Here is a 21,002-nt window from a genome sequence, read left to right on the forward strand (position 1 = left end):
TACAAAACAATGCGGCAAACCGACGTTTCCAACCCACCCTTACCCGATACAAAACATGTTCCGAAAAAACCACCGCCAACACAAAAAACTGCACAACCAAGCCTACCTGGCCTTCGATGCGGGCGACCTGCAACCGCCGCCGACAAATTCGCGGAACTCGCCAAAGCGCATCCCGACAATGCCCAATACCGCTACATGCTCGGACTTGCCGCCAAATACCGCATGGACTGGGCATTGTCGCTGCAAGCCAACCTCGCCGCCATTGCCTGCGCCCCAGAGTTTGACGAAGCCGCCCATTGGAATGCCGCCATCGCCGCCACCGCCCTGCACGACTGGCAGACGGCGCGGCAACTGTGGGCGGCCTGCGGCATCCCCCTGCCCGAAGGCGAAGGCGAAATCGAAACCGATTTCGACACCGCCGTATTACGGCTGAATCCTTGGGCAGGCGGCGAGTGCGTCTATGCCCGCCGAATCGACCCCTGCCGCTCCCGCATCATCAACGTCCCCCTGCCAGAAAGCGGCTACCGCACGGGCGACATCGTACTGCACGACGGCGCATCCACTGGCAGGCGCGCCGACGGCCAAGGCGGCGAAGTCTTGGTATTCAACGCATTGGAACGTTGGCGGCAGTCGCCCCGCCAAACCTACGCCGCTTTCGTACGATGCCCGTCTGAAGCCGATTCGCACGCACTGTCCGAACAATCGCTGCACACCGACACCTACGCCGAAGATTGGACAAGCAGCATCAGCTTCATCTGCCTGCGCTGCAGCTACGGCACGCCGCACAATCACGAACATCACGCATCTGCCGAACCGGGCGCATGGCAGGCCGAGCGCAGCTTCGGCATCGCCGCCCGAAGTTTGGCCGACGCACAAGCACTGCTGGACGACTGGGCGGCACAGGCAGGCGGCCGGGCGGTTTGGGAAATCGTCCCGCAGGATTACCCCCAGCCTCGGCATCCCGAAAGCGGCATCTGGTGGAAAAACTACGATGAAGACGACGAATAGGCACGCAAAACGCCACGGCATACCGCCGTCCGCTTAAACCCGAACCCCCAAAGTTTTCAGACGGCCTCCATAGACCGAGGCCGTCTGAAAAGACATTTAGCCGCCAAACCAACCATGCGGGGCAAACAGTCCGCACGTCTGCCGGACAAACGCATAAACGGCAGGCCTAAAAGTTTGCCGAAGGGAAACATCCGCCCTGTCTGCATAAAGGCCGACCCGCTGCAGTATCCAGCCGCATCGCGCCGTCGCCTGCACGAACTGCTCCAATCCCGCCGAACCTGCTTTCAGACGGCCTTGGGGCATATTGAGGCCGTCTGAAAACCGAATAACGCGTATCCGCTTCACATCCCATCTATGCTATTGGGGGAATATATACAACACTCAAACCGTGAGGCCGTCTGAAAAATCATCCCGTCCCCCAAAAGATAAAACAATGAGCGATATTTCCAATTTTGCACGTCACAATGCCGTGAGCATGGTTGAATTTGCCGACTACCTGCGCGAGTGCCTGCCGCCCGTACAATGGCCCGAAGCGGAAGCAGAACGAGATACATGGCGGCAGCGGCTGCCTTACAGTCTGGTGGTAAAGCTGTTCTACCCGCAGCTCGATTTTGCCGAACGCTGGTGCTGGCTGACATTTGGCGAGTGTTTCGGCGAATGCCTCCAGCAGCAATCTGAATATCCCTCTTGCTTCGAACCGCTGCCGCATTGCCGCAACGGCCGTTGGCACGCCCACCGGCTGGCGAAGACCGGTTACGATTTCGGCTATTGCAAATAGCTGTTTGCCGAGGAAGAAGCCTTTCGCCGGTTTGCAGCCTTCATACCGGAAATCGGATTCGGCAAACATTACGGCTGAAAAGGCCGTCTGAAACATCGCTTTCACCCGATACGCAATCACCGCCCAGCCGCCGTTTTCAGACGGCCAAACAGCGGGAAACACAGCGTTCTATGGTAAGATCCGTCGGTTTTTCCGTATCTTCCGTCATCCATTTTTAAGAAAGCCGGCCGCTTTGGACTCGCTCAACACTTTCTTCCTCATCATCGCCCTGCTGTTGTTCATCAGCGTCGTCGCATCGCGTGTTTCTTCGCGTTTCGGCATGCCCCTGTTGCTGGTTTTCCTCGTCGTCGGCATGTTGGCGGGCGAGGAAGGTTTGGGCGGCATCAAATTCGACAACTTCGCCTTCGCCAACATGGTCGGCCAGCTCGCTTTGGCCATCATCCTGCTCGACGGCGGCCTGCGTACCAAATTCGACAGTTTCCGCCTCGCCCTCAAGCCTGCCGCCGTTTTGGCTACTTGGGGCGTGATTGCCACCGTCGCCCTGCTCGGCATCTTCGCCACCTTTTTTCTCAATATCGACTGGAAATTGGGCGTATTGATGGCCGCCATTGTCGGCTCGACCGATGCGGCAGCGGTTTTCTCGCTGTTGCGCAGCAGCGGCGTGCGCCTCAATTCGCGTATTTCCGCCACCTTGGAGTTGGAGAGCGGCTGCAACGACCCAATGGCCATCCTGCTGGTCAGTGCCTTTATCGGCCTCATCATGAACCCTGCCGGAACCGACTCCGCCTCCATGCTGACACTGCTGGCCACCCAGCTCGGACTGGGACTGTTTTCCGGCTATGCGGCAGGTAAATTACTGGCGAAAATATTGGAACGCATCAGCCTGGCCGAAGGGCTGTACGCCATTTTAATCGCCTCGGGCGGCCTGCTCGTGTTCGCCGTTACCAACCTGCTCGGCGGCAGCGGCTTTCTGGCGGTATATTTGGCAGGCGTGTTCATCGGCAACTCGCGCAACAGCTCCACCGAACACGTTTTGAATGTGATGGACGGCCTGGCCTGGCTGGCCCAGGCATCGATGTTCCTCGTCCTCGGCCTGCTGGTCAGCCCCGCCAGACTGATTGAAACCGGCCCCAAAGCCGTCGTCATCGCCGCCTTCCTCATCTTCGCCGCCCGCCCCCTAGCCGTCTGGACTTCGCTCAAGTTTTTCAGCTACCGGTCGCGCGAAGTCGCCTACATCAGCTGGGTCGGACTGCGCGGCGCCGTACCGATTACCCTTGCCATCACGCCCGTGATGATGAACGTGCCCGGCTCCCTGATGCTGTTCGACGTTGCCTTCGCCGTCGTCATCCTCTCGCTGCTGATTCAAGGTGCAACCATCCCGTTTTTCGCCCGCCTGTTGAAAGTCGATTTACCGCCCAAGCCGGAACCGCTGTCGCAACGTGAAATCTGGTTAGCCGACAAACTGGCCGTATCCCTGCAATCGTTCAAAGTCGAGGCTAATTCCGACGCGGAAGATAGCCACCCGTCCGCCATGACGCGCGACAGGTTTTCAGACGGCCGCATCTTTGCCCTGCTCCGCAACGGCGAAAACATAGCCGTCCTACCCAGCACGAAGATGAAGGCAGGCGACATCGTATGGTTCATCCTCGACGAACAGCTGGGCGATGACTTCGCCCAGCAATTTGCCGGCAACAACCACGGCGAACAAACCTTCTTCGGTGCATTCAACCTGAACCCCGAAGCCATTGTCGGCGACCTTGCCGAAGCCTACGGCCTGCCCGTGGACGAACACGAACGCAACCTCCGCCTGGACGAACTGTTCAGACGGCGTTTCGGCGATATGCCCGTCGCAGGCGACTGCATTGATTTGAACGGCTTTAAAATCACAGTGAAAGAATTAGACAATAAAGCCCAGATTCGCCAGCTTGGCTTGAAAATTCCGGATTGAGGCATTGCCATACCGTGAGTTGGCCAAAACCGGCAAGGTATCAATCAAACAGATGAAAATATAAATTTGGAAAAAACATGAATTTGGGAAAATCATTTATTTGAACCATTATGTTCCCCAATCAGGCAGAAATTCAACGTGAATATTTAAACGGTCTATTTATCCATAACTATCAGCCATCAAAAGCCAAATTCCTCACACAGCAGGACTGCCCAATCTTACGAAATTGTGGTTTGTGATGTTTATGGTTTCCCAACTTAATATCCGGAATCAAGCTGGTTTACTGTAGTAAAAATCCAAACTCAATCCTGCAATTTGAAATTCTAAGACTGAAAATAAAAAAACCGCATCATAATTTGATGCGGTTTTCTTTTAATAAAAGCATCACTCGGCAGCGGCAACTACTGCTACGGTAACTTTTGCTACTGCATCGCTGTGCAATGCAATTTCCACTTCGTATTCACCGATGGCTTTAAACGGGCCTTCAGGCAAACGAACATTGGCTTTTTCTGCTTTGATGCCGCTTGCCACAATGGCTGAAGCAATGTCGGCATTGGTAACGGAACCGAACAGACGGCCATCTACGCCGGCTTTTTGGGCCACTGTGATGACTTGTCCGTCCAATTTCTCTTTGCGGGCCAAAGCATCGGCAAGAATTTCAGCCTGACGGGCTTCCAATTCGGCACGGCGTGCTTCGAATTCGGCTTTATTGGCCTCTGTTGCGCGTTTGGCTTTACCTTGCGGGATGAGGAAGTTGCGGGCATAGCCGTTTTTCACGGTTACGATATCGCCCAAGTTGCCCAAACCACCGATTTTTTCTAACAGAATAATTTGCATGATCTACGCTCCAAAATTATTTGTGTTGGTCGGTATAAGGCAGCAACGCCAAGAAACGGGCGCGTTTTACGGCAACAGCCAGTTGGCGTTGGTAGTACGCTTTGGTTCCGGTGATGCGGGCAGGAATGATTTTGCCGTTTTCAGTAATGAAATCTTTCAGCAAATCAACTTGTTTGTAATCCACTTCTTGGATTTTTTCAGCCGTAAAACGGCAGAATTTTCTACGTTTGAATGTTTGACGAGCCATGTCGTTTAACCTTTATATTCTTGAATGTTCTGTATCCGCAGTATCGGCTTTGGATAACGCAGGCCGGCTGCGGCTAAAAAACCGCTGACCTGTACGGCCCAATCCTGCCGACCCTGCCAAACCAAAGCCTCCTTACCGACTATCCTGGCCGCTATTTCAAGCTTTGCCAGACATTTTTCACCGTTCTCATTTTGCCAAGATTCATGCTTCAGCATTAAATCCAACACAGGCACGCCTGCGGGCGTATAACGGATGATGCCGCATTTTTCGATACGGGCGGTAAGGGTCAGGGAGTTGTCCAATTATGCTTCGGCAGTTTCTTGCTGTTGTTTCAACAGGTTTTTCGACTTCTCTTCTTTCATCATTGGAGAAGCGTCGGTAACTGCATGTTTGGTCTGAATAGTCAGATGACGCAGTACGGCATCGTTGAAACGGAAACCGGTCTCCAATTCTTCAATAACGGCCGGAGTGGCTTCAATGTTCATCAGAACATAATGTGCTTTATGAATTTTGTTGATAGGGTATGCCAACTGGCGGCGGCCCCAGTCTTCCAAACGGTGGATTTTACCGTTGTTTTCGGTTACCAGTGCTTTGTAGCGTTCAACCATAGCGGGTACTTGCTCGCTTTGATCAGGGTGAACGATAAACACGATCTCGTAATGACGCATGTTATCTCCTTACGGTTTAAAGACAGCCTGCCGCCATGCGATTGCGGCAGACAAGGTTGCAAAACGTGGCATTATAGCTGCCAGACGTAGTTTGCGCAAGGGGCTAACTGCCTATATTGCCGAACAAATCGCCTGCAAACAAATCCGGTTCGCTCATTCTCGCGCGGCAATCGACCTTAATGTCCTCACTCACCCGACAGCAACACGGCAGAATCTCGCCGGGCGCGACAAACGCCAGCGGGAAATCTTCGTAGGACACCCTGCCGTCCAATATTTTGACGCGGCAGGAACCGCAATAGCCGCTGCGGCACTGGTATTCGACCTCGTGGCCGGTTCGCTCCAAGCCCTCCAATAAGGTTTCGCCCTCTTGAAGCTCGAAGGTTTTGTCGTGTGTGCTGATGAATGCCATATCGTTATTTGGGAACGAAAGGCCGTCTGAAAGTTTTCAGACGGCCTCAAAGACCATGAAACCACAGAAAAGCCGCAAAGCCCGATTACAGTTCGAAATCGCCCAAATCGTCCGCGCTGACTTCCGAATCGATCTGACCGATTAAGTAAGAAGAAATTTCCACTTCCTGCGGCGCGACCTGTACGTTGTCGGACGACAGCCACGCGTTAATCCACGGAATCGGATTTTGGGTGGCACCTTCGAATCCGGCAGGCAAGCCGACCGCCTGCATACGCAGGTTGGTGATATATTCGACGTATTGCGCCAAAATTTCCTTGTTCAGACCAATCATGGAACCGTCTTTAAACAGATAGGCTGCCCATTCTTTTTCCTGCTCCGCTGCTTTTTTGAAGAGTTTGAAACATTCGTCCTGCAATTCGACGGCGATTTCCGCCATCTCAGGGTCGTCAACACCGGCGCGCATCAGGTTGAGCATATGCTGGGTGCTGGTCAGGTGCAGGGCTTCATCACGGGCAATCAGCTTGATGATTTTGGCGTTGCCTTCCATCAACTCGCGCTCGGCAAAGGCGAACGAGCAGGCAAATGAAACGTAGAAACGGATGGCTTCCAACACGTTGACGCACATCAGGCAGAGATAGAGTTTTTTCTTCAACTCGCGCAAAGACACCGTAACGAGCTTACCGCCGACATTGTGCGTCCCTTCGCCCAACAGATTGTAATACTGGGTATATTCTATTAAATCATCGTAATAGCAGGCGATGTCTTCGGCGCGGGCGATGATGTATTCGTTCTGCACAATGTCGTCGAACACGACCGACGGGTCGTTGACGATATTGCGGATGATATGGGTATAGCTGCGCGAGTGGATGGTTTCGCTGAAACTCCACGTTTCAATCCAAGTTTCCAACTCGGGAATCGACACCAAAGGCAGCAAGGCAACGTTCGGACTGCGGCCTTGGATGGAGTCGAGCAGGGTTTGGTATTTCAGATTGCTGATGAAAATGTGTTTTTCGTGTTCGGGCAGGTTGGCGTAGTCGATACGGTCGCGCGACACGTCGATTTCTTCCGGCCGCCAGAAAAATGAAAGCTGCTTTTCAATCAGTTTTTCAAATACTTCGTATTTCTGCTGGTCATAACGGGCAACATTAACCGGCTGACCAAAAAACATCGGCTCTTTAAGCGCGTCGTTTTTGGCTTTCGGGAAGGTGCTGTAAGACATGGTCAAGTGTTCACAGGACATAGCGTTATTCTCTCTGTAAAACGGTTTTTCAGACGGCCTTCAACATCGAGGCCGTCTGAAAAGGATGATGATTGCAGTTTCAGGCTTAATGATCAGAAGGTTTTTTCAACAACCAAAACAGCACGGCCAACACAACGCCGGTCGCGACAAATCCCAGCAGCGGCTGGCGGCTGAAACCGAGCACCAGATAGCCGACACCGGCCGCACCGGCAACCGCCAATGCATATGGCAGCTGGGTGGTAACATGGTCCATATGGTTACACTGCGCACCGGTGGACGACAGAATGGTGGTATCCGAAATCGGCGAACAGTGGTCGCCGCATACCGCGCCCGCCATCACAGCCGACATGCACGGCACAATTAACGCAGCATCGACTTTTACCGCCATTGCCGCAGCAATCGGCAACATAATACCGAACGTCCCCCAGCTCGTGCCGGTGGCAAAGGCCATAATGCAGCCAAGTGCAAACAAAATCAGCGGCAGCAGGCCGGGATGAATGTTTCCGGCAACCAGCGTAGACAGATAATCGCCGGTATGCATTTGGCCGACCACGATACTGATCAACCACGCCAAAATCAGAATGGAGATGGCACCGAACATTGATTTCAGACCCCGCCACACCGCCGTGCCGTAATCACTTTTGCGTATCGTGCCGACGGTGCAAAGCAATACCGCCAACACACCCGAACTGCCGCCGACCACCAGCGACGTATTGACATCGGTTTTCTCAAACGCACCCAACAGGCTGAACGTTTCCAATTCGCGGCTGCCGGTGTAAAGCATGGCGGAAACCGTGGCACAAATCAGCACCAAAACCGGCACAATCAGGGCATAAACACGGCCTGCCTGCCCGTTTGCGGACGGCGCATGGGTATGCGCATCCTCTTTTAAAGCATTGCGCTCGAAACGGGCCATCGAACCGATGTCGTAAGAGAACCACGCCGTAACAAACACCATCAGCAACGCAAACAGGGCGTAATAATTCATCAGGCTCATCGCCGTGAAAATACCCATCGGCGTATATCCGTCGATATTGTACATCACCAGCAAGCCTGACAAAGTGGCGATAATCGACGCCCCCCAACTTGAAACCGGCATCAGTACGCACATCGGTGCGGCGGTAGAATCGAGAATATAGGCCAGTTTTGCGCGGGAAACGCGGAATTTGTCGGTAACGGGGCGCGCAATCGCGCCGACGGCCAAACTATGGAAGTAATCGTCGATAAAGGTAACGAATACCAAACAGGCGGTCAGCATTTTTGCACCGCGCCGCGATTTGATGCGCTGCTGCGCCCACTCGGCAAAAGCCTGATTGCTGCCGGAAAAAGTCAGCAACGACGTAAATACGCCGAGCAAGAGCAAAAACAGCAGGATTTTCGTTTTACCCCAGTCAAACGAGCCATCGGCATACACCAGCGACACCGTAATGTCTTTCAGGTGAAGCAGGCCGTCAAGCGGATTGCCTCCGGTCAGCATTAACGCACCGACAACGATGCCTATGCTCAGCGACAACAATACGCGGCGGGTAATCACGGCCAATGCCAGCGCGAGAAACGGCGGCACAACCGACCAAAAGGAGTGGCTATAGTCTAGGAGTTGTATGATGATTCTCCCAAAAGGTTCGTTAATCGGGCTGCGGCGCAAACTCAGCCGCAGCAGTCGGTACGGAGCCGCAACGTTTAGGCGGCTGAAAGGCCGCCATTGTATCGTTAATTGCCGTTTATGTGTAAAGAAGAGTTAAAGCGGAGAAATTTTCAGACGGCCTTTACGAGCGGTAAGGCCGTCTGAAAACTCCCCCCTTCATCAAATCTTACAAGCCCCGCCCGCACAGCCGTCATCCTGAATATCGGTCTGCGTATCGTCCGCGCCGTCGCGGGTGTTGTGGTAGTACAGGGTTTTGACGCCGTATTTGTAGGCGGTCAGCAAGTCTTTGAGCATTTGTTTCATGGAAACTTTGTTGCCTTCGAATTTGCCCGGGTCGTAGGCGGTGTTGGCGGAAATCGCCTGATCGACGAATTTTTGCATCACGCCGACAAGTTTCAGGTAGCCTTCGTTGCCCGGAAGCTGCCATAGGGTTTCATAGGCGTCTTTCAGGGCTTCAAACTCCGGCACGACTTGTTTCAAAATACCGTCTTTCGATGCTTTGACCGTTACCAATCCGCGCGGTGGCTCGATGCCGTTGGTGGCGTTGGCGATTTGCGAACTGGTTTCAGACGGCATGAGTGCGGTCAGAGTGGAGTTGCGCAGGCCGTATTTGACGATGTCGGCGCGCAGGCTTTCCCAGTTGCACAACAGCGGTTCGCTGCACACGGCATCCAAGTCTTTTTTGTAGGTGTCGATGGGCAGTTTGCCTTGCGAATAAACAGTTTGGTTGAACAGCGGACATGCACCGTATTCTTTGGCAAGGTTCACCGATGCTTTGAGCAGGTAATACTGCATGGCTTCAAAGGTGCGGTGGGTCAGGCCGAGCGCGGAATCGTCGCTGTAACGGACGCCGTTTTTCGCCAGATAGTAGGCGTAGTTGATGACACCGATGCCGAGCGTGCGGCGGTTCATGGTCGCGGTGCGGCCGGCTTCAACCGGATAGTCTTGATAATCCAGTAAAGCATCGAGTGCGCGCACGGTCAAATCGGCAAGCCCTTCCAACTCGTCCAAGCCGTTTAATGCGCCCAAGTTGAAGGCAGACAAGGTACACAAGGCAATTTCGCCGTTCGGGTCGTTGATGTTGTCCAGCGGTTTGGTCGGCAGGGCGATTTCCATGCACAGATTGGACTGGTGTACGGGCGCAACGCGTGGGTCAAATGGGCTGTGCGTGTTGCAGTGGTCAACGTTTTGGATGTAGATACGTCCTGTTCCGGCGCGTTCCTGCATCAGCGTGGAGAACAAATCGGTAGCCGACAAAGTGCGCTTGCGGATATTCGGGTCTTGCTCGTATTTCGTGTAGAGACGCTCGAATTCGTCTTGGTCGGCAAAGAACGCGTCGTACAGGCCGGGGACTTCGTTGGGCGAAAACAGCGTAATGTTGCCGCCTTTAATCAGGCGGGTGTACAGCAGGCGGTTGATTTGCACGCCGTAATCAAGCTGGCGGATGCGGTTGTCTTCCACGCCGCGGTTGTTTTTCAACACCAACAGGCTTTCGGCTTCGATGTGCCACAAGGGATAGAACAAAGTTGCCGCGCCGCCGCGTACGCCGCCCTGCGAGCAGGATTTGACCGCCGCTTGGAACATTTTGAAAAACGGAATGCAGCCGGTGTGTTGCGCTTCGCCGCCGCGGATTTCGCTGCCCAAACCGCGAATACGTCCGGCGTTAATGCCGATGCCCGCGCGTTGGGAAACGTATTTCACAATCGCGCTGGTGGTAGCATTGATGGAATCCAGACTGTCGTCGCATTCAATCAATACGCAGCTTGAGAACTGGCGCGTAGGCGTGCGCACGCCGCTCATAATCGGGGTTGGCAGCGATACTTTAAACGTAGAAACAGCGTCGTAAAAACGTTTGACGTAATCCAAGCGCGTCTCTCTCGGGTATTTGCTGAAGAGGCACATCGCCACCAAGATGTATAAAAACTGCGGCGTTTCATAAATCTGGCGGGTCACGCGGTTCTGCACCAGATATTTGCCTTCAAGCTGCTTCACAGCGGCATACGAGAAGGTCATGTCGCGGCTGTGGTCGATATAGACATTCAGCTCGTCAAACTCTTCGTGGCTGTAATCTTCGATGATGTGGCGGTCGTATTTGCCCGCATCGGTAAGTTTTTTAACGTGGTCGAAGAGATGCGGCGGTTCAAACTCGCCGTAAGCGATTTTGCGCAGGTGGAAAATCGCCAGACGCGCGGCGAGATATTGATAGTCGGGCGTATCCTGCGAAATCAGGTCGGCAGCCGCCTTGATAATGGTTTCGTGGATGTCGTCGGTGCGGATGCCGTTGTAAAACTGGATGTGCGATTTGAGCTCGACTTGCGATACGGAAACGTTTTTCAAGCCTTCCGCCGCCCAAGTAACGACACGGTGGATTTTGTCTAAGTCGATATTTTCCAAACGTCCGTCGCGCTTGGTTACTTTAATGCTTGCAGCGGCATTCATGCGTTACCCTTCCAACAATCAAAATACTAGATGTAGTATGGTTTATTCTCTCAAACTACAATATATCGTATTTTGCACACCGCCGACAGCTTGACAAAACACTGGCATACGGCTTAGAGAAGCCCCTCCGAACAGCATAGGTTTCCGCCTAATCGACGCTGCACATGAATGCATGCCTCCGCCTTACCTGCCCAATCGAATACGTTAAAGTTTGTAATGACCGCATGATGCAGGGGCGTATATGCAACAGCAGTACCATAAAATAATAAAAAGCAGTCCTTTCAGACGGCTTGAAACTACAAAAAATTATTGAATTCAAACATATTAGCCTGCACCCCCATTTCTTTCCCATTCCCGCCCCATCCGGCCTGGCACTTTAACGGCAATGTAAAAAAACATTAAAATACCGCCCGAAAACCGAAACGGACTACTAAATCCGTAATAATGGCGGCACACGGGCAACCGCCCGCGTATTTCGTTGAACTCATTAAACAAAGGAAACGATTATGAAAAAACTGCTTATTCTGACCGCCGCACTGTCTTTGGCTGCCTGCTCCAGCACGTGGAGCGGTGTAAAGCGAGACACTTCCCACAACGTCAGCCGCACGAAAGAGGCCGTAAAAGACGGGGGTAACGCGGTCGGCCGCGGCATCTCCCATGTCGGCGAAAAAATTGAAAACGCCACTGAATAATTAACGCGGAAGGCCGTCTGAAAACCAACACCGAAGTTTTCAGACGGCCTTTTCCAACCTCCAACCATAACACAAACCGCTATGAAATCCTTTACCCAGCTTACCGCCCTTGTCGCCCCACTCGACCGCGTGAACGTCGATACCGACGCCATCATCCCCAAACAATTTTTAAAATCCATCAAACGAAGCGGCTTCGGCCCCAACGCCTTTGACGAATGGCGTTACCTCGACCACGGCGAGCCGGGCATGGACAACAACAAACGCCCGCTGAACCCCGATTTCTCGCTGAACCAGCCGCGTTACCAAGGCGCACAAATCCTGCTCACGCGCAAAAACTTCGGCTGCGGCTCCTCGCGCGAACACGCCCCTTGGGCATTGGACGACTACGGTTTCCGCGCCGTCATCGCCCCTAGCTTCGCCGACATCTTCTTCAACAACTGCTACAAAAACGGCCTGCTGCCTATCGTTTTGACAGAAGAACAGGTTGACCAGCTTTTCAAAGAAGTCGAAGCCAACGAAGGCTATCAGCTCTCCATCGACCTTGCCGAGCAAACCCTGACCACCCCGAGCGGCGAAATATTCACATTCGACATTACCGAACACCGCAAACACTGCCTATTAAACGGCTTGGATGAAATCGGCTTAACCCTGCAACACGCCGACGAAATCCGCGATTTCGAAGAAAAACGCCGCCAAAGCCAACCTTGGCTGTTTAACGGTTAAAACCGGCAGATGCGCGGGGTAAGCATGATGTGGAAAAACTTTTGCAAACAGGCCTTTTGTTTCGTACTGTTTTTCCTAAGTATGGCTTTCGTCCAATTGCTGCGCGACGGCGGCATTTCTCCCCGTGAATGGGCGGCGGCAGGCGCAATGTCCGTGTGGCTGCAACTATTGGCACTGTCCCGAAAGCGGCAGTCCAAAATATGGGTTGCGTTGCCGACGGCGGCAGGAATGGTCATGTATATCGCAATCCTAATGATATTCGAACGCCAAACTCTGTTGTCCGAATTGCCGTCCAAGCTGGCAACATTGATCATCTTGTCTGTTTTATCGGTAGCAGTAACGGTTTTGTATCGTGCTGATACAGATTGAATTGAGATGAATATGATGAAAAAAATTTCCACCATCCTAACCTTTTTGTTTGCATTTGCCGCCCTGCCAGCCGCTGCTGGGGGATAAAGACTGCAGACCAAGCCGTATTCCAAGTCATCCAATCGGTTGAAAGGCACAAACTCACAACGCTGAAACCCGAATGCCTGATGTTTATGGCGGAGAAAACCAAACAAGGCTACACGGTGGACGTGCGCGAAAAACACGATGCCCAATGCGGCGGCGACCCAGCAACCGCTCCGCGTTTGTTTAGTTATGAAATCGACCGGCGCAGCGGCAAAATGAAAACCGATGCCGCCGCACCCGATAGCGAATGGACGGGCGAATACCACGCCATCGATTGAAAATAATGTGCAGGCTGCTTTCCCATTGCCAAAAAGCAACCTGCACTTTTACGGAAGCCCGATTGATTCTGAGCACGATGATTATCCCGCCGAATCAGGTTTTGTACTATAACGGCATTGGCAAACCAATATAATTGGTTTTGGATGAAGCAGTGTCGTTCAGCCGGATAAAAGATAGCAAATTTGGGTGGCACAGGCCGTCTGAAAAAGCGGTATACATAACCGGCAAACTCTGGATAGCGGCATTCCTGTTTTTCAGACGGCCGAATCCGCTTTACAGATGGAGGACTTCCAAAATTCCATACCTGCTTCTGCTGCTGTCTTTTTTATGTTCCCACGCTGAAGAGCGGAAAGATAGAGATGATGAAACGACCATTTTTACCGTTGCTGGCCCTTTTCCTGTTGGCAGGCTGCCAACGGGACGCTGCCGTTTCCGAGCCAACCGCACTATCCGGTGCTGTTTCCTCATCCGCCGTTCCGTGTGGCAAACTGGGCAAGCCCGCCGACATCGACGACCTATTGCAACAAATCCGCTCGGAACTCGGTAGCACCTGCCTGTTTGATTTGAGTGCACAGCAGCTGGAAACAGCATGGGGCATAAAAGTGTTCGATTTTCGAGGCCTGAACCGGGAACAGATCAGGGAGCTGGATATTCAGGCCAATGCCTTCCGCAAAACGGAAAACGCCTTCTACATCCTCCGCCTGCCGCCCAACCCCGACCACAACACCGCCGGCTATCCCTTCACCTACACCGATGAAATCCATATTGAAGCCGGCGACAAACTGATGGCAGAAAAAGGATTCGGTATCGGCCGCGACAGCACACGCCAGCGTTTCCCCACCTCGTTTCCACCGCCGGACTACATTGGGATACCGATGGAAATCAATGTGGGGCTCAATCCCGCTTTCAGTGAAAAACCGCTCATGCCCAGCGATTTACATTTGTTCGCCGCGCACGTCTAGTCCAACCCGGATAAGAAGCCGGAATTGCCGCACATGATGATTTTTGCCCACATGGACGGTATACCGAATGAAATTGTCGTCTACCGCCAAGCGCTTTCGGTAAGCTATCCTTTTTACTGCAACAATTTGGAAAGATGCGGTGGGAGGTATCGGCAATGGTATGAGCAGTATCAGAGCGATAAGGCGGCGCAGTAAAACGAATCAACAAGAATTCGGATAAAGCAGGCCGTCGCAGTGTCGGTTTTCATTCAACGATATAAAGGACAGACAATGAGCAGCGAACAACTCAGATCCCTCGTCTTCGCCGCTACCCGCGCGCCCTCCGGCCACAACTCGCCTCGCTCATTTTCAGGTAGCCTCATATGAAAACATTATCCGATCTCATCAACACCAACGACCCCGCATGGCCACTGATTCAAGAATGGCTTGCCGAAGCCACCAATCCCGTGGAAATCCTGCCGCGCAACCCTGCCGCCGCAGAAACCGAACTCTTAAAAAACCAAGTAACCACCCGTTCCGTAATGGGTGCGGTAGTGTATGAAACCGGCGGCATCCTGATCGACCACGGCTGGCTGCGTATCCTAGGTTCCGGCAGCGCCAAACTGCCTCGCGGACTGGGAAGCTGGAATCTCGGCCGCACCCAATCCGAACCTGCCGCGCCCGCGCCCTATTACCTGATTGCCGATGATGCCGCAGGCGGCTACTTTGCCATCAATGGCGGCGGATTGGACGGGACACCTGGCAATGTTTTCTACCTCCCGCCGGATACGCTCGAATGGGAAGATTGCGAAAAAGGCTATGGCGATTTTTTGCATTGGGCATTGGTAGGCGACCTGCAGATGTATTATGAAAACCTACGCTGGCAGAATTGGCGCGAAGAAATCCGCGATTTGAGTGGCGACAGTGTTTATACGTTCTTCCCATTTTTATGTACTGAAGAAGGTGGCAACATAAACCAAGTCAGCCGTAAACCTATCCCCATTGCCGAACATTATGCTTTCACTTTAGATTTACAAAAAACCATCCTGTAAGCAATGCTTTTTCAGACAGCCTTTCCAAACAAAAAACCATGATTACCGACACCATCTCCAATGCCGCACGCTACGCCGCGTTGCACCCCGACTTCGCCGACGCCATCCGACTGTTGCAAACGCTGGATTTCGCCGCCCTGCCCGACGGACAAGTGCCGTGCGCAAACCCGAACATCCGCCTCTTTATCGGCAGCAAACCGATGAGGAGCAAAGCCGATGCCAAGCCCGAAGCGCATTTGAAACACATCGACATCCAAGTCCCCATCAGCGGGGAAGAAACCTACGGCTGGATAGACAGAGGCCGTCTGAAAAACGGTTTGGGCTACGACGAAAAGCGCGACATCGAATTTTTCGACTGCGAACCGGAAACCTGGCTCACGCTCCAACCGGGCGAGTTCACCCTCTTCTTTACCAATGACGCACACGCCCCGCTGGTGGGCGGAGAAAAAACCATACGCAAAGCCGTTTTTAAAATCTGTGTTGCAGAATAAGGAGCCTGAGATGTCATTTTGGAAAAAACTGTTCGGTGGCAAGCCCAAACTCATGGATTGGCGCGACTTCTGCCAACATTTCGCCGATGCGGCAAACCGCGAACCGGGCGTGTCGGCAGTCATCGAGTGGGCGGACACGCTGCGCGACACCTATATCGCGATTACCGCCCAAGGAGAGGCCGAATCGGGCAGGCTGTACGTCGCCAACGCCTACGCGCAATACAGCCAAGACCCCGACGGCTTGGACGGGTTGCTGACCGCCCATCTGACCGCTATGCGGCAAATGGCATCGGCAATACAAGAGTCTGCCGCCATTGAAAGCGGGCAAATCCGCATCACGCTGAAAAACGCGGCCTGGCTGGACGAAATGCGGGAACTAAACGGCCCGTCAACCGAAGAATTGCCGCTTTGCGAACCGCTAGCCGGCGACATCCTGCTGGTGTACATGCTGGATTTGAGTACCGCCATGCGCTCGATGACGCAGGCCGACGCCGACAAATTGGGCTTGTCCGACCGTACCAAACTGCGTGAAACCGCATTGGACAATATCCGCCGCCTGATCAGGCAGGACGGCCTCGAAACCGACCGCGCCGAAGGGCACAGCCTGTGCCAAATCCGCTTGGACGGCTTTTACGATACCGCGCTGGTGCTGCTGCTGGACGAAATCCTTCATGACAATGACGTTTTGGCCGCCAACCCCGTCTTCTCCGTTCCCGCCCGCGACGCGCTTTTGCTGTGCAACCCCGCCGATGAAGAGAGCCTGTACGCGCTGGCCGATTTGACACGGCAGGCATATGACGAATCGGCTTATACCGTATCCGACATCCTGTATCAGTATCACAAAGGCAGCATCAGCATTTTCCAAAGCCATTGAACGGCAAAAGGCCGTCTGAAAGAAAATTTTTCAGACGGCCTTCCGTTATAATCCGCATTTCAGACGGCCTGCCGTCGGAAACTCCCCCAACCAAACAAGGAAACCCGAAATGACCAAACAAATCGCCATCCTGCCCGGAGACGGCATCGGCCCCGAAATTACCGCCCAAGCCGTGCGCGTACTCGACAAACTGATTTCAGACGGCCTGGACGCACGTTACGAATACGTCCCCTTGGGCGGTGCGGCCTACGACCAATACGGCCACCCCTATCCCGAATTTACGCAAAACCTGTGCCGTGCCGCCGACGCCGTGCTGCTCGGCGCGGTCGGCGGGCCACAATACGACACACTCGAACGCCCGCTGCGCCCCGAACGCGGCCTCTTGGCCATCCGCAAAGACTTGGGTCTGTTTGCCAACCTGCGCCCCGCCGTTTTATACAAAGAACTTGCCGACGCCTCCACATTAAAACCCGAAGTCGTGGCCGGACTGGATATCCTCATCGTGCGCGAACTCACCGGCGACATCTACTTCGGCGAACCGCGCGGCATCCGCACGCTGGAAAACGGCGAACGCGAAGGCTACAACACCATGAAATACAGCGAATCCGAAATCCGCCGCATTGCCAAAATCGCCTTCGAAGCGGCACAAAAGCGCAACAAAAAACTCTGTTCCGTCGATAAGGCCAACGTACTGGAAACCACCGAATTGTGGAAAGAAATCTTCAACGAAGTTTCCAAAGATTATCCCGACGTCGAACTTTCCCACATGTATGTGGACAACGCCGCCATGCAGCTGGTGCGCGCGCCCAAACAGTTTGACGTGATTGCCACCGGCAATATTTTCGGCGATATTTTGAGCGACCAGGCCTCCATGCTCACCGGTTCCATCGGCATGCTGCCCTCCGCCTCGCTGAACGAAAGCGGCAAAGGCCTGTACGAACCGTCGCACGGCTCCGCACCCGACATCGCCGGACAAGACAAAGCCAACCCGCTGGCCACCATCCTCTCGCTGGCCATGCTGCTGCGCTACAGCCTGAACGACGAAGCCCGCGCGCAACAAGTCGAAAACGCCGTACAAAAAGTGTTGGAACAAGGCCTGCGTACCGCCGACATCATGCAGGACAGAGGCAAACTCGTCTCCTGCTCCGAAATGGGCAGCGCAGTCGTCGCCGCACTTTAAAACCTAAAAGAGGCCGTCTGAAAACACCGTTTTGCCAAACCAACGCCGCCCTCCCGTTTTCAAACGGCCTGCACCTCACCCGAAACCTAACGACGAAAAGGCTAAACATGAACATCAAAATCCTGCTTCCCACCTTAGCCGCCGCCTTCCTCTTAAGTGCCTGCGGCAGTATCGTCCCGAAACCTCAAACCGATCTGTTTACGATTGCCAAATTTGAAAGCGACAACAGCATCGTCAGCCAAATCAGCAATCCCGAACGGCAAATTATCGCCTACTACGACAACAATCACCGAGAGAGTGCCAAGCCTGCCAAAGGCGGCTACTACCGCATGCTGCTGGGCCGCACTGCCGAAGGCCGCGCCATCATCCAAGATTTTTATCAAGACAACGGAATGCGCCAAATTTCCCCCGTCATCATTCCCGACGATCAAAAATTGAAGCTGACCACCCCGCCCGAAATCGGGCTGAACGGCAAAATGGCCGTATACAGCCGTAAAGGCCGTCTGCAAAGCATAGGCCTCTATGAAAACGGCCGCATCATCGAAGAATGGGAATACGACCTCAAAAACCGTCTGATCAGCCATACCTACGGTACCCAAAGAAGTGCCAACCGCGCCATCTACGGAGAAAACGGCAAGCTGCTCCACAACCTCACATACCAAGCAAACACCGGTATCGAATCGAAGTTTTACCGCCCGGACGGCAGCCTGATGTACACCGCCCGCTACGATAAGGCAACAGACAAGCAAAGCATCTTGGATGCCCAGGGCAACCCCGCATCGCAAGAATTGCAGGATGAGGGCAAACGCCTCGTCATGCAGCGTATGGACGAATTGGACAAATTGTTAAAATCAGACGAATAAACCCATCCGCCAATCGAGGCCGTCTGAAAACCCGCCTCCGAACCGCCGCAGGATTTTTCAGACGGCCTCCTTCCCCATCCCGCAGCATTTCTTATCATGCTGCATTTCATATAAAATACCGCCTGCAAAGGCCGTCTGAAACCAAGGTCGCACCAACCGATACCTTTTCAGGCGGCCTTCTCCAAACACCAGCCAATCAAAGGAATACAAAAATGCCAGACTACCGCTCCAAAACCTCCACCCACGGCCGCAACATGGCGGGTGCCCGCGCATTGTGGCGCGCCACCGGCGTGATGGAAACCGACTTCGGCAAGCCCATCATCGCCGTTGCCAACTCGTTCACCCAATTCGTGCCCGGCCATGTCCATCTGCACAACATGGGTCAACTGGTTGCCCGTGAAATCGAAAAAGCGGGCGCAATCGCCAAAGAATTCAACACCATCGCCATCGACGACGGCATCGCCATGGGACACAGCGGCATGTTGTACTCCCTGCCCAGCCGCGATTTGATTGCCGACTCCATCGAATACATGGTCAACGCCCACTGCGCCGACGCGCTGGTATGCATTTCCAACTGCGACAAAATTACCCCCGGAATGCTGATTGCCGCCATGCGCCTGAACATCCCGACCATCTTCGTTTCCGGCGGTCCAATGGAAGCGGGCAAGGTCATCGGCGTGGCCAACATCCAGCCCGAACGCCGCTTGGACTTGATTGACGCCATGATTGAATCGGCGGACGACAATATCAGCAACCAACAGGTCGAAGAAGTTGAGCAAAACGCCTGCCCAACCTGCGGCTCCTGCTCCGGTATGTTCACCGCCAACTCCATGAACTGCCTGACCGAAGCGCTCGGCCTGTCCCTGCCCGGCAACGGTTCCTACCTCGCCACCCACGCCGGCCGCAAGGAATTGTTTCTCGAAGCAGGCCGCATGATTGTCGAAATCACCAAACGCTATTACGAGCAAGACGACGAGACCGTGTTGCCGCGCAGCATCGCCACCAAGAAGGCGTTTGAAAACGCCATGACCATGGACATCGCCATGGGCGGCTCCACCAACACCATCCTGCACTTGCTCGCCGTTGCCAACGAAGCGGGCGTGGATTTCAAAATGGCCGACATAGACCGCTTAAGCCGCATCGTGCCCTGCATCTGCAAAACCGCGCCCAACAACCACGACTACTACATGGAAGACGTGCACCGCGCGGGCGGCATCTTCGCCATCCTGAAAGAATTGGACAAAGCAGGCAAACTGCACACCGACGTGTACACCATCCACGCGCCAACATTGAAAGACGCGATTGAACAATGGGACGTGATCAATCCCGAAAACACCCGCGCCATCGAACGTTTCAAAGCCGCACCGGGCGGCGTACGCACCACCCAAGCGTTCTCGCAAAACCGCATGTGGAAAACCCTCGACCTCGACCGCGAAAAAGGCTGCATCCGCAACGTCGAACACGCCTACTCGCAGGACGGCGGTTTAGCGGTCTTGTTCGGCAACATCGCCGAGCGCGGCTGCGTAGTGAAAACCGCAGGCGTGGACGAGAGCATCCTCAAATTCACCGGCCGCGCCCGTGTGTTTGAAAGCCAAGAAGCCGCCGTCGAAGGCATTTTGGGCAACCAAATCGTCGCCGGCGACATCGTCATCATCCGCTACGAAGGCCCGAAAGGCGGCCCGGGCATGCAGGAAATGCTGTATCCGACTTCCTATCTGAAATCCAAAGGCTTGGGCAAAGCCTGCGCCTTGCTGACTGACGGACGCTTCTCCGGCGGCACATCAGGCCTCTCCATCGGCCACGCTTCGCCCGAAGCAGCGGAAGGCGGCGCCATCGGCTTGGTGCACGAAGGCGACACCATCGAAATCGACATCCCCAACCGCAGCATCAACCTGAAAGTGTCCGACGAAGAACTCGCAAAACGCCGTGCCGAAATGGAAGCGCGCGGCAGCAAAGCGTGGAAACCGGAAAACCGCGACCGCTACGTCTCCGCCGCATTAAGGGCTTACGGTGCGATGGCGACTTCCGCCGACAAAGGCGCGGTGCGCGACGTATCGCAAATCGAGCGATAAAACAGTGCGGTAATAAAGATTTTCAGACGACCATACGGTATCGTAGGTCGTCTGAAAATCTATTATCGTTCCAACAATACCTAGAAAGGACGCTGAAATGATTGACACACTGGTTGAGACCTTTGCAAAATCCCCCCCAAAATCCCCTAAAGTCCCACCAAGA

General features: G+C 54.0%; 23 protein-coding genes. 14 read left to right on the top strand and 9 right to left on the bottom strand.

Annotation, left to right across the window (positions count from 1 at the left end; all coding sequences use genetic code 11):
- The first annotated feature begins 9 nt into the window (after positions 1–9).
- Entirely contained in the window at positions 10–1,008 is a 999-nt protein-coding gene (locus HMPREF3107_RS05370; protein ID WP_246828593.1) for a hypothetical protein, read from the top strand.
- Between the two features lie 96 nt (positions 1,009–1,104).
- Here the strand turns inward: HMPREF3107_RS05370 and HMPREF3107_RS05375 are convergent, their stop codons facing one another.
- Positions 1,105–1,353 carry a hypothetical protein gene (locus HMPREF3107_RS05375; protein ID WP_141742838.1) on the bottom strand — a complete coding sequence of 83 codons (249 nt, stop codon included), beginning with the start codon at positions 1,351–1,353 and terminating at the stop codon, positions 1,105–1,107.
- Between the two features lie 88 nt (positions 1,354–1,441).
- Between HMPREF3107_RS05375 and HMPREF3107_RS05380 the strand changes: the two genes are divergently transcribed.
- Both HMPREF3107_RS05380 and HMPREF3107_RS05385 read left to right on the top strand, forming a co-directional pair.
- Entirely contained in the window at positions 1,442–1,786 is a 345-nt protein-coding gene (locus tag HMPREF3107_RS05380) for a hypothetical protein (protein WP_070454146.1), read from the top strand.
- A gap of 232 nt (positions 1,787–2,018) precedes the next feature.
- Positions 2,019–3,734: a potassium/proton antiporter gene (locus tag HMPREF3107_RS05385; protein ID WP_070454147.1), complete on the top strand. Its 1,716-nt coding sequence runs from the start codon at positions 2,019–2,021 to the stop codon at positions 3,732–3,734.
- 384 nt (positions 3,735–4,118) lie between these two features.
- Here the strand turns inward: HMPREF3107_RS05385 and rplI are convergent, their stop codons facing one another.
- From rplI to nrdA, 8 genes are all read right to left on the bottom strand, one after another.
- Positions 4,119–4,571, bottom strand: coding sequence for a 50S ribosomal protein L9 (rplI, locus tag HMPREF3107_RS05390; RefSeq protein WP_070454148.1), 453 nt, complete (start codon positions 4,569–4,571; stop codon positions 4,119–4,121).
- A 16-nt stretch (positions 4,572–4,587) separates the two neighbouring features.
- Positions 4,588–4,818: a 30S ribosomal protein S18 gene (rpsR, locus tag HMPREF3107_RS05395; protein WP_070454149.1), complete on the bottom strand. Its 231-nt coding sequence runs from the start codon at positions 4,816–4,818 to the stop codon at positions 4,588–4,590.
- A gap of 5 nt (positions 4,819–4,823) precedes the next feature.
- Positions 4,824–5,120 carry a primosomal replication protein N gene (locus tag HMPREF3107_RS05400; protein WP_070454150.1) on the bottom strand — a complete coding sequence of 99 codons (297 nt, stop codon included), beginning with the start codon at positions 5,118–5,120 and terminating at the stop codon, positions 4,824–4,826.
- Entirely contained in the window at positions 5,121–5,486 is a 366-nt protein-coding gene (rpsF, locus tag HMPREF3107_RS05405; RefSeq protein WP_003772196.1) for a 30S ribosomal protein S6, read from the bottom strand.
- A gap of 103 nt (positions 5,487–5,589) precedes the next feature.
- Complete coding sequence (yfaE, locus tag HMPREF3107_RS05410) at positions 5,590–5,895, bottom strand: class I ribonucleotide reductase maintenance protein YfaE (RefSeq protein ID WP_070454151.1); 306 nt, start codon at positions 5,893–5,895, stop codon at positions 5,590–5,592.
- A gap of 85 nt (positions 5,896–5,980) precedes the next feature.
- Positions 5,981–7,114: a class Ia ribonucleoside-diphosphate reductase subunit beta gene (nrdB, locus tag HMPREF3107_RS05415; RefSeq protein WP_070454152.1), complete on the bottom strand. Its 1,134-nt coding sequence runs from the start codon at positions 7,112–7,114 to the stop codon at positions 5,981–5,983.
- A gap of 106 nt (positions 7,115–7,220) precedes the next feature.
- Complete coding sequence (locus HMPREF3107_RS05420) at positions 7,221–8,738, bottom strand: Na+/H+ antiporter NhaC family protein (RefSeq protein WP_070454170.1); 1,518 nt, start codon at positions 8,736–8,738, stop codon at positions 7,221–7,223.
- Between the two features lie 201 nt (positions 8,739–8,939).
- On the bottom strand, positions 8,940–11,219 hold the full coding sequence (nrdA, locus tag HMPREF3107_RS05425) for a class 1a ribonucleoside-diphosphate reductase subunit alpha (RefSeq protein ID WP_070454153.1): 2,280 nt from the start codon (positions 11,217–11,219) through the stop codon (positions 8,940–8,942).
- Positions 11,220–11,725: 506 nt separating this feature from the next.
- Here nrdA and HMPREF3107_RS05430 point away from each other — a divergent pair.
- The 11 genes from HMPREF3107_RS05430 (at position 11,726) to ilvD (ending at position 20,839) form a co-directional block, all read left to right on the top strand.
- Complete coding sequence (locus HMPREF3107_RS05430; RefSeq protein ID WP_070454154.1) at positions 11,726–11,911, top strand: hypothetical protein; 186 nt, start codon at positions 11,726–11,728, stop codon at positions 11,909–11,911.
- Between the two features lie 81 nt (positions 11,912–11,992).
- Entirely contained in the window at positions 11,993–12,634 is a 642-nt protein-coding gene (gene leuD, locus HMPREF3107_RS05435; RefSeq protein WP_070454155.1) for a 3-isopropylmalate dehydratase small subunit, read from the top strand.
- Between the two features lie 81 nt (positions 12,635–12,715).
- A complete protein-coding gene (locus tag HMPREF3107_RS05440) occupies positions 12,716–13,003 on the top strand; it encodes a hypothetical protein (protein ID WP_141742839.1) in 288 nt (95 codons plus the stop codon).
- A 173-nt stretch (positions 13,004–13,176) separates the two neighbouring features.
- Positions 13,177–13,365, top strand: a complete 189-nt coding sequence (locus HMPREF3107_RS12545) for a hypothetical protein (RefSeq protein WP_246828594.1) — start codon at positions 13,177–13,179, stop codon at positions 13,363–13,365.
- 360 nt (positions 13,366–13,725) lie between these two features.
- The gene (locus tag HMPREF3107_RS05450; RefSeq protein WP_070454157.1) at positions 13,726–14,328 is read left to right on the top strand and encodes a lipoprotein; all 603 of its coding nucleotides are present in this window, start codon (positions 13,726–13,728) and stop codon (positions 14,326–14,328) included.
- A 362-nt stretch (positions 14,329–14,690) separates the two neighbouring features.
- Positions 14,691–15,359 (top strand): DUF2625 domain-containing protein, encoded by a 669-nt coding sequence (locus HMPREF3107_RS05455; RefSeq protein WP_070454158.1) that lies wholly within the window; start codon positions 14,691–14,693, stop codon positions 15,357–15,359.
- Between the two features lie 38 nt (positions 15,360–15,397).
- Positions 15,398–15,850 carry a NanQ anomerase/TabA/YiaL family protein gene (locus HMPREF3107_RS05460; RefSeq protein WP_070454159.1) on the top strand — a complete coding sequence of 151 codons (453 nt, stop codon included), beginning with the start codon at positions 15,398–15,400 and terminating at the stop codon, positions 15,848–15,850.
- Between the two features lie 10 nt (positions 15,851–15,860).
- Positions 15,861–16,724 carry a DUF1444 domain-containing protein gene (locus HMPREF3107_RS05465; protein WP_070454160.1) on the top strand — a complete coding sequence of 288 codons (864 nt, stop codon included), beginning with the start codon at positions 15,861–15,863 and terminating at the stop codon, positions 16,722–16,724.
- A gap of 109 nt (positions 16,725–16,833) precedes the next feature.
- Positions 16,834–17,904, top strand: a complete 1,071-nt coding sequence (leuB, locus tag HMPREF3107_RS05470; RefSeq protein WP_070454161.1) for a 3-isopropylmalate dehydrogenase — start codon at positions 16,834–16,836, stop codon at positions 17,902–17,904.
- A gap of 107 nt (positions 17,905–18,011) precedes the next feature.
- Complete coding sequence (locus HMPREF3107_RS05475) at positions 18,012–18,767, top strand: toxin-antitoxin system YwqK family antitoxin (RefSeq protein ID WP_070454162.1); 756 nt, start codon at positions 18,012–18,014, stop codon at positions 18,765–18,767.
- A 212-nt stretch (positions 18,768–18,979) separates the two neighbouring features.
- Positions 18,980–20,839, top strand: a complete 1,860-nt coding sequence (gene ilvD, locus HMPREF3107_RS05480) for a dihydroxy-acid dehydratase (RefSeq protein ID WP_070454163.1) — start codon at positions 18,980–18,982, stop codon at positions 20,837–20,839.
- Positions 20,840–21,002: the final 163 nt, after the last annotated feature.

The sequence above is a fragment of the Neisseria sp. HMSC31F04 genome, assembly GCF_001807735.1.
Lineage (GTDB): Bacteria > Pseudomonadota > Gammaproteobacteria > Burkholderiales > Neisseriaceae > Neisseria > Neisseria elongata.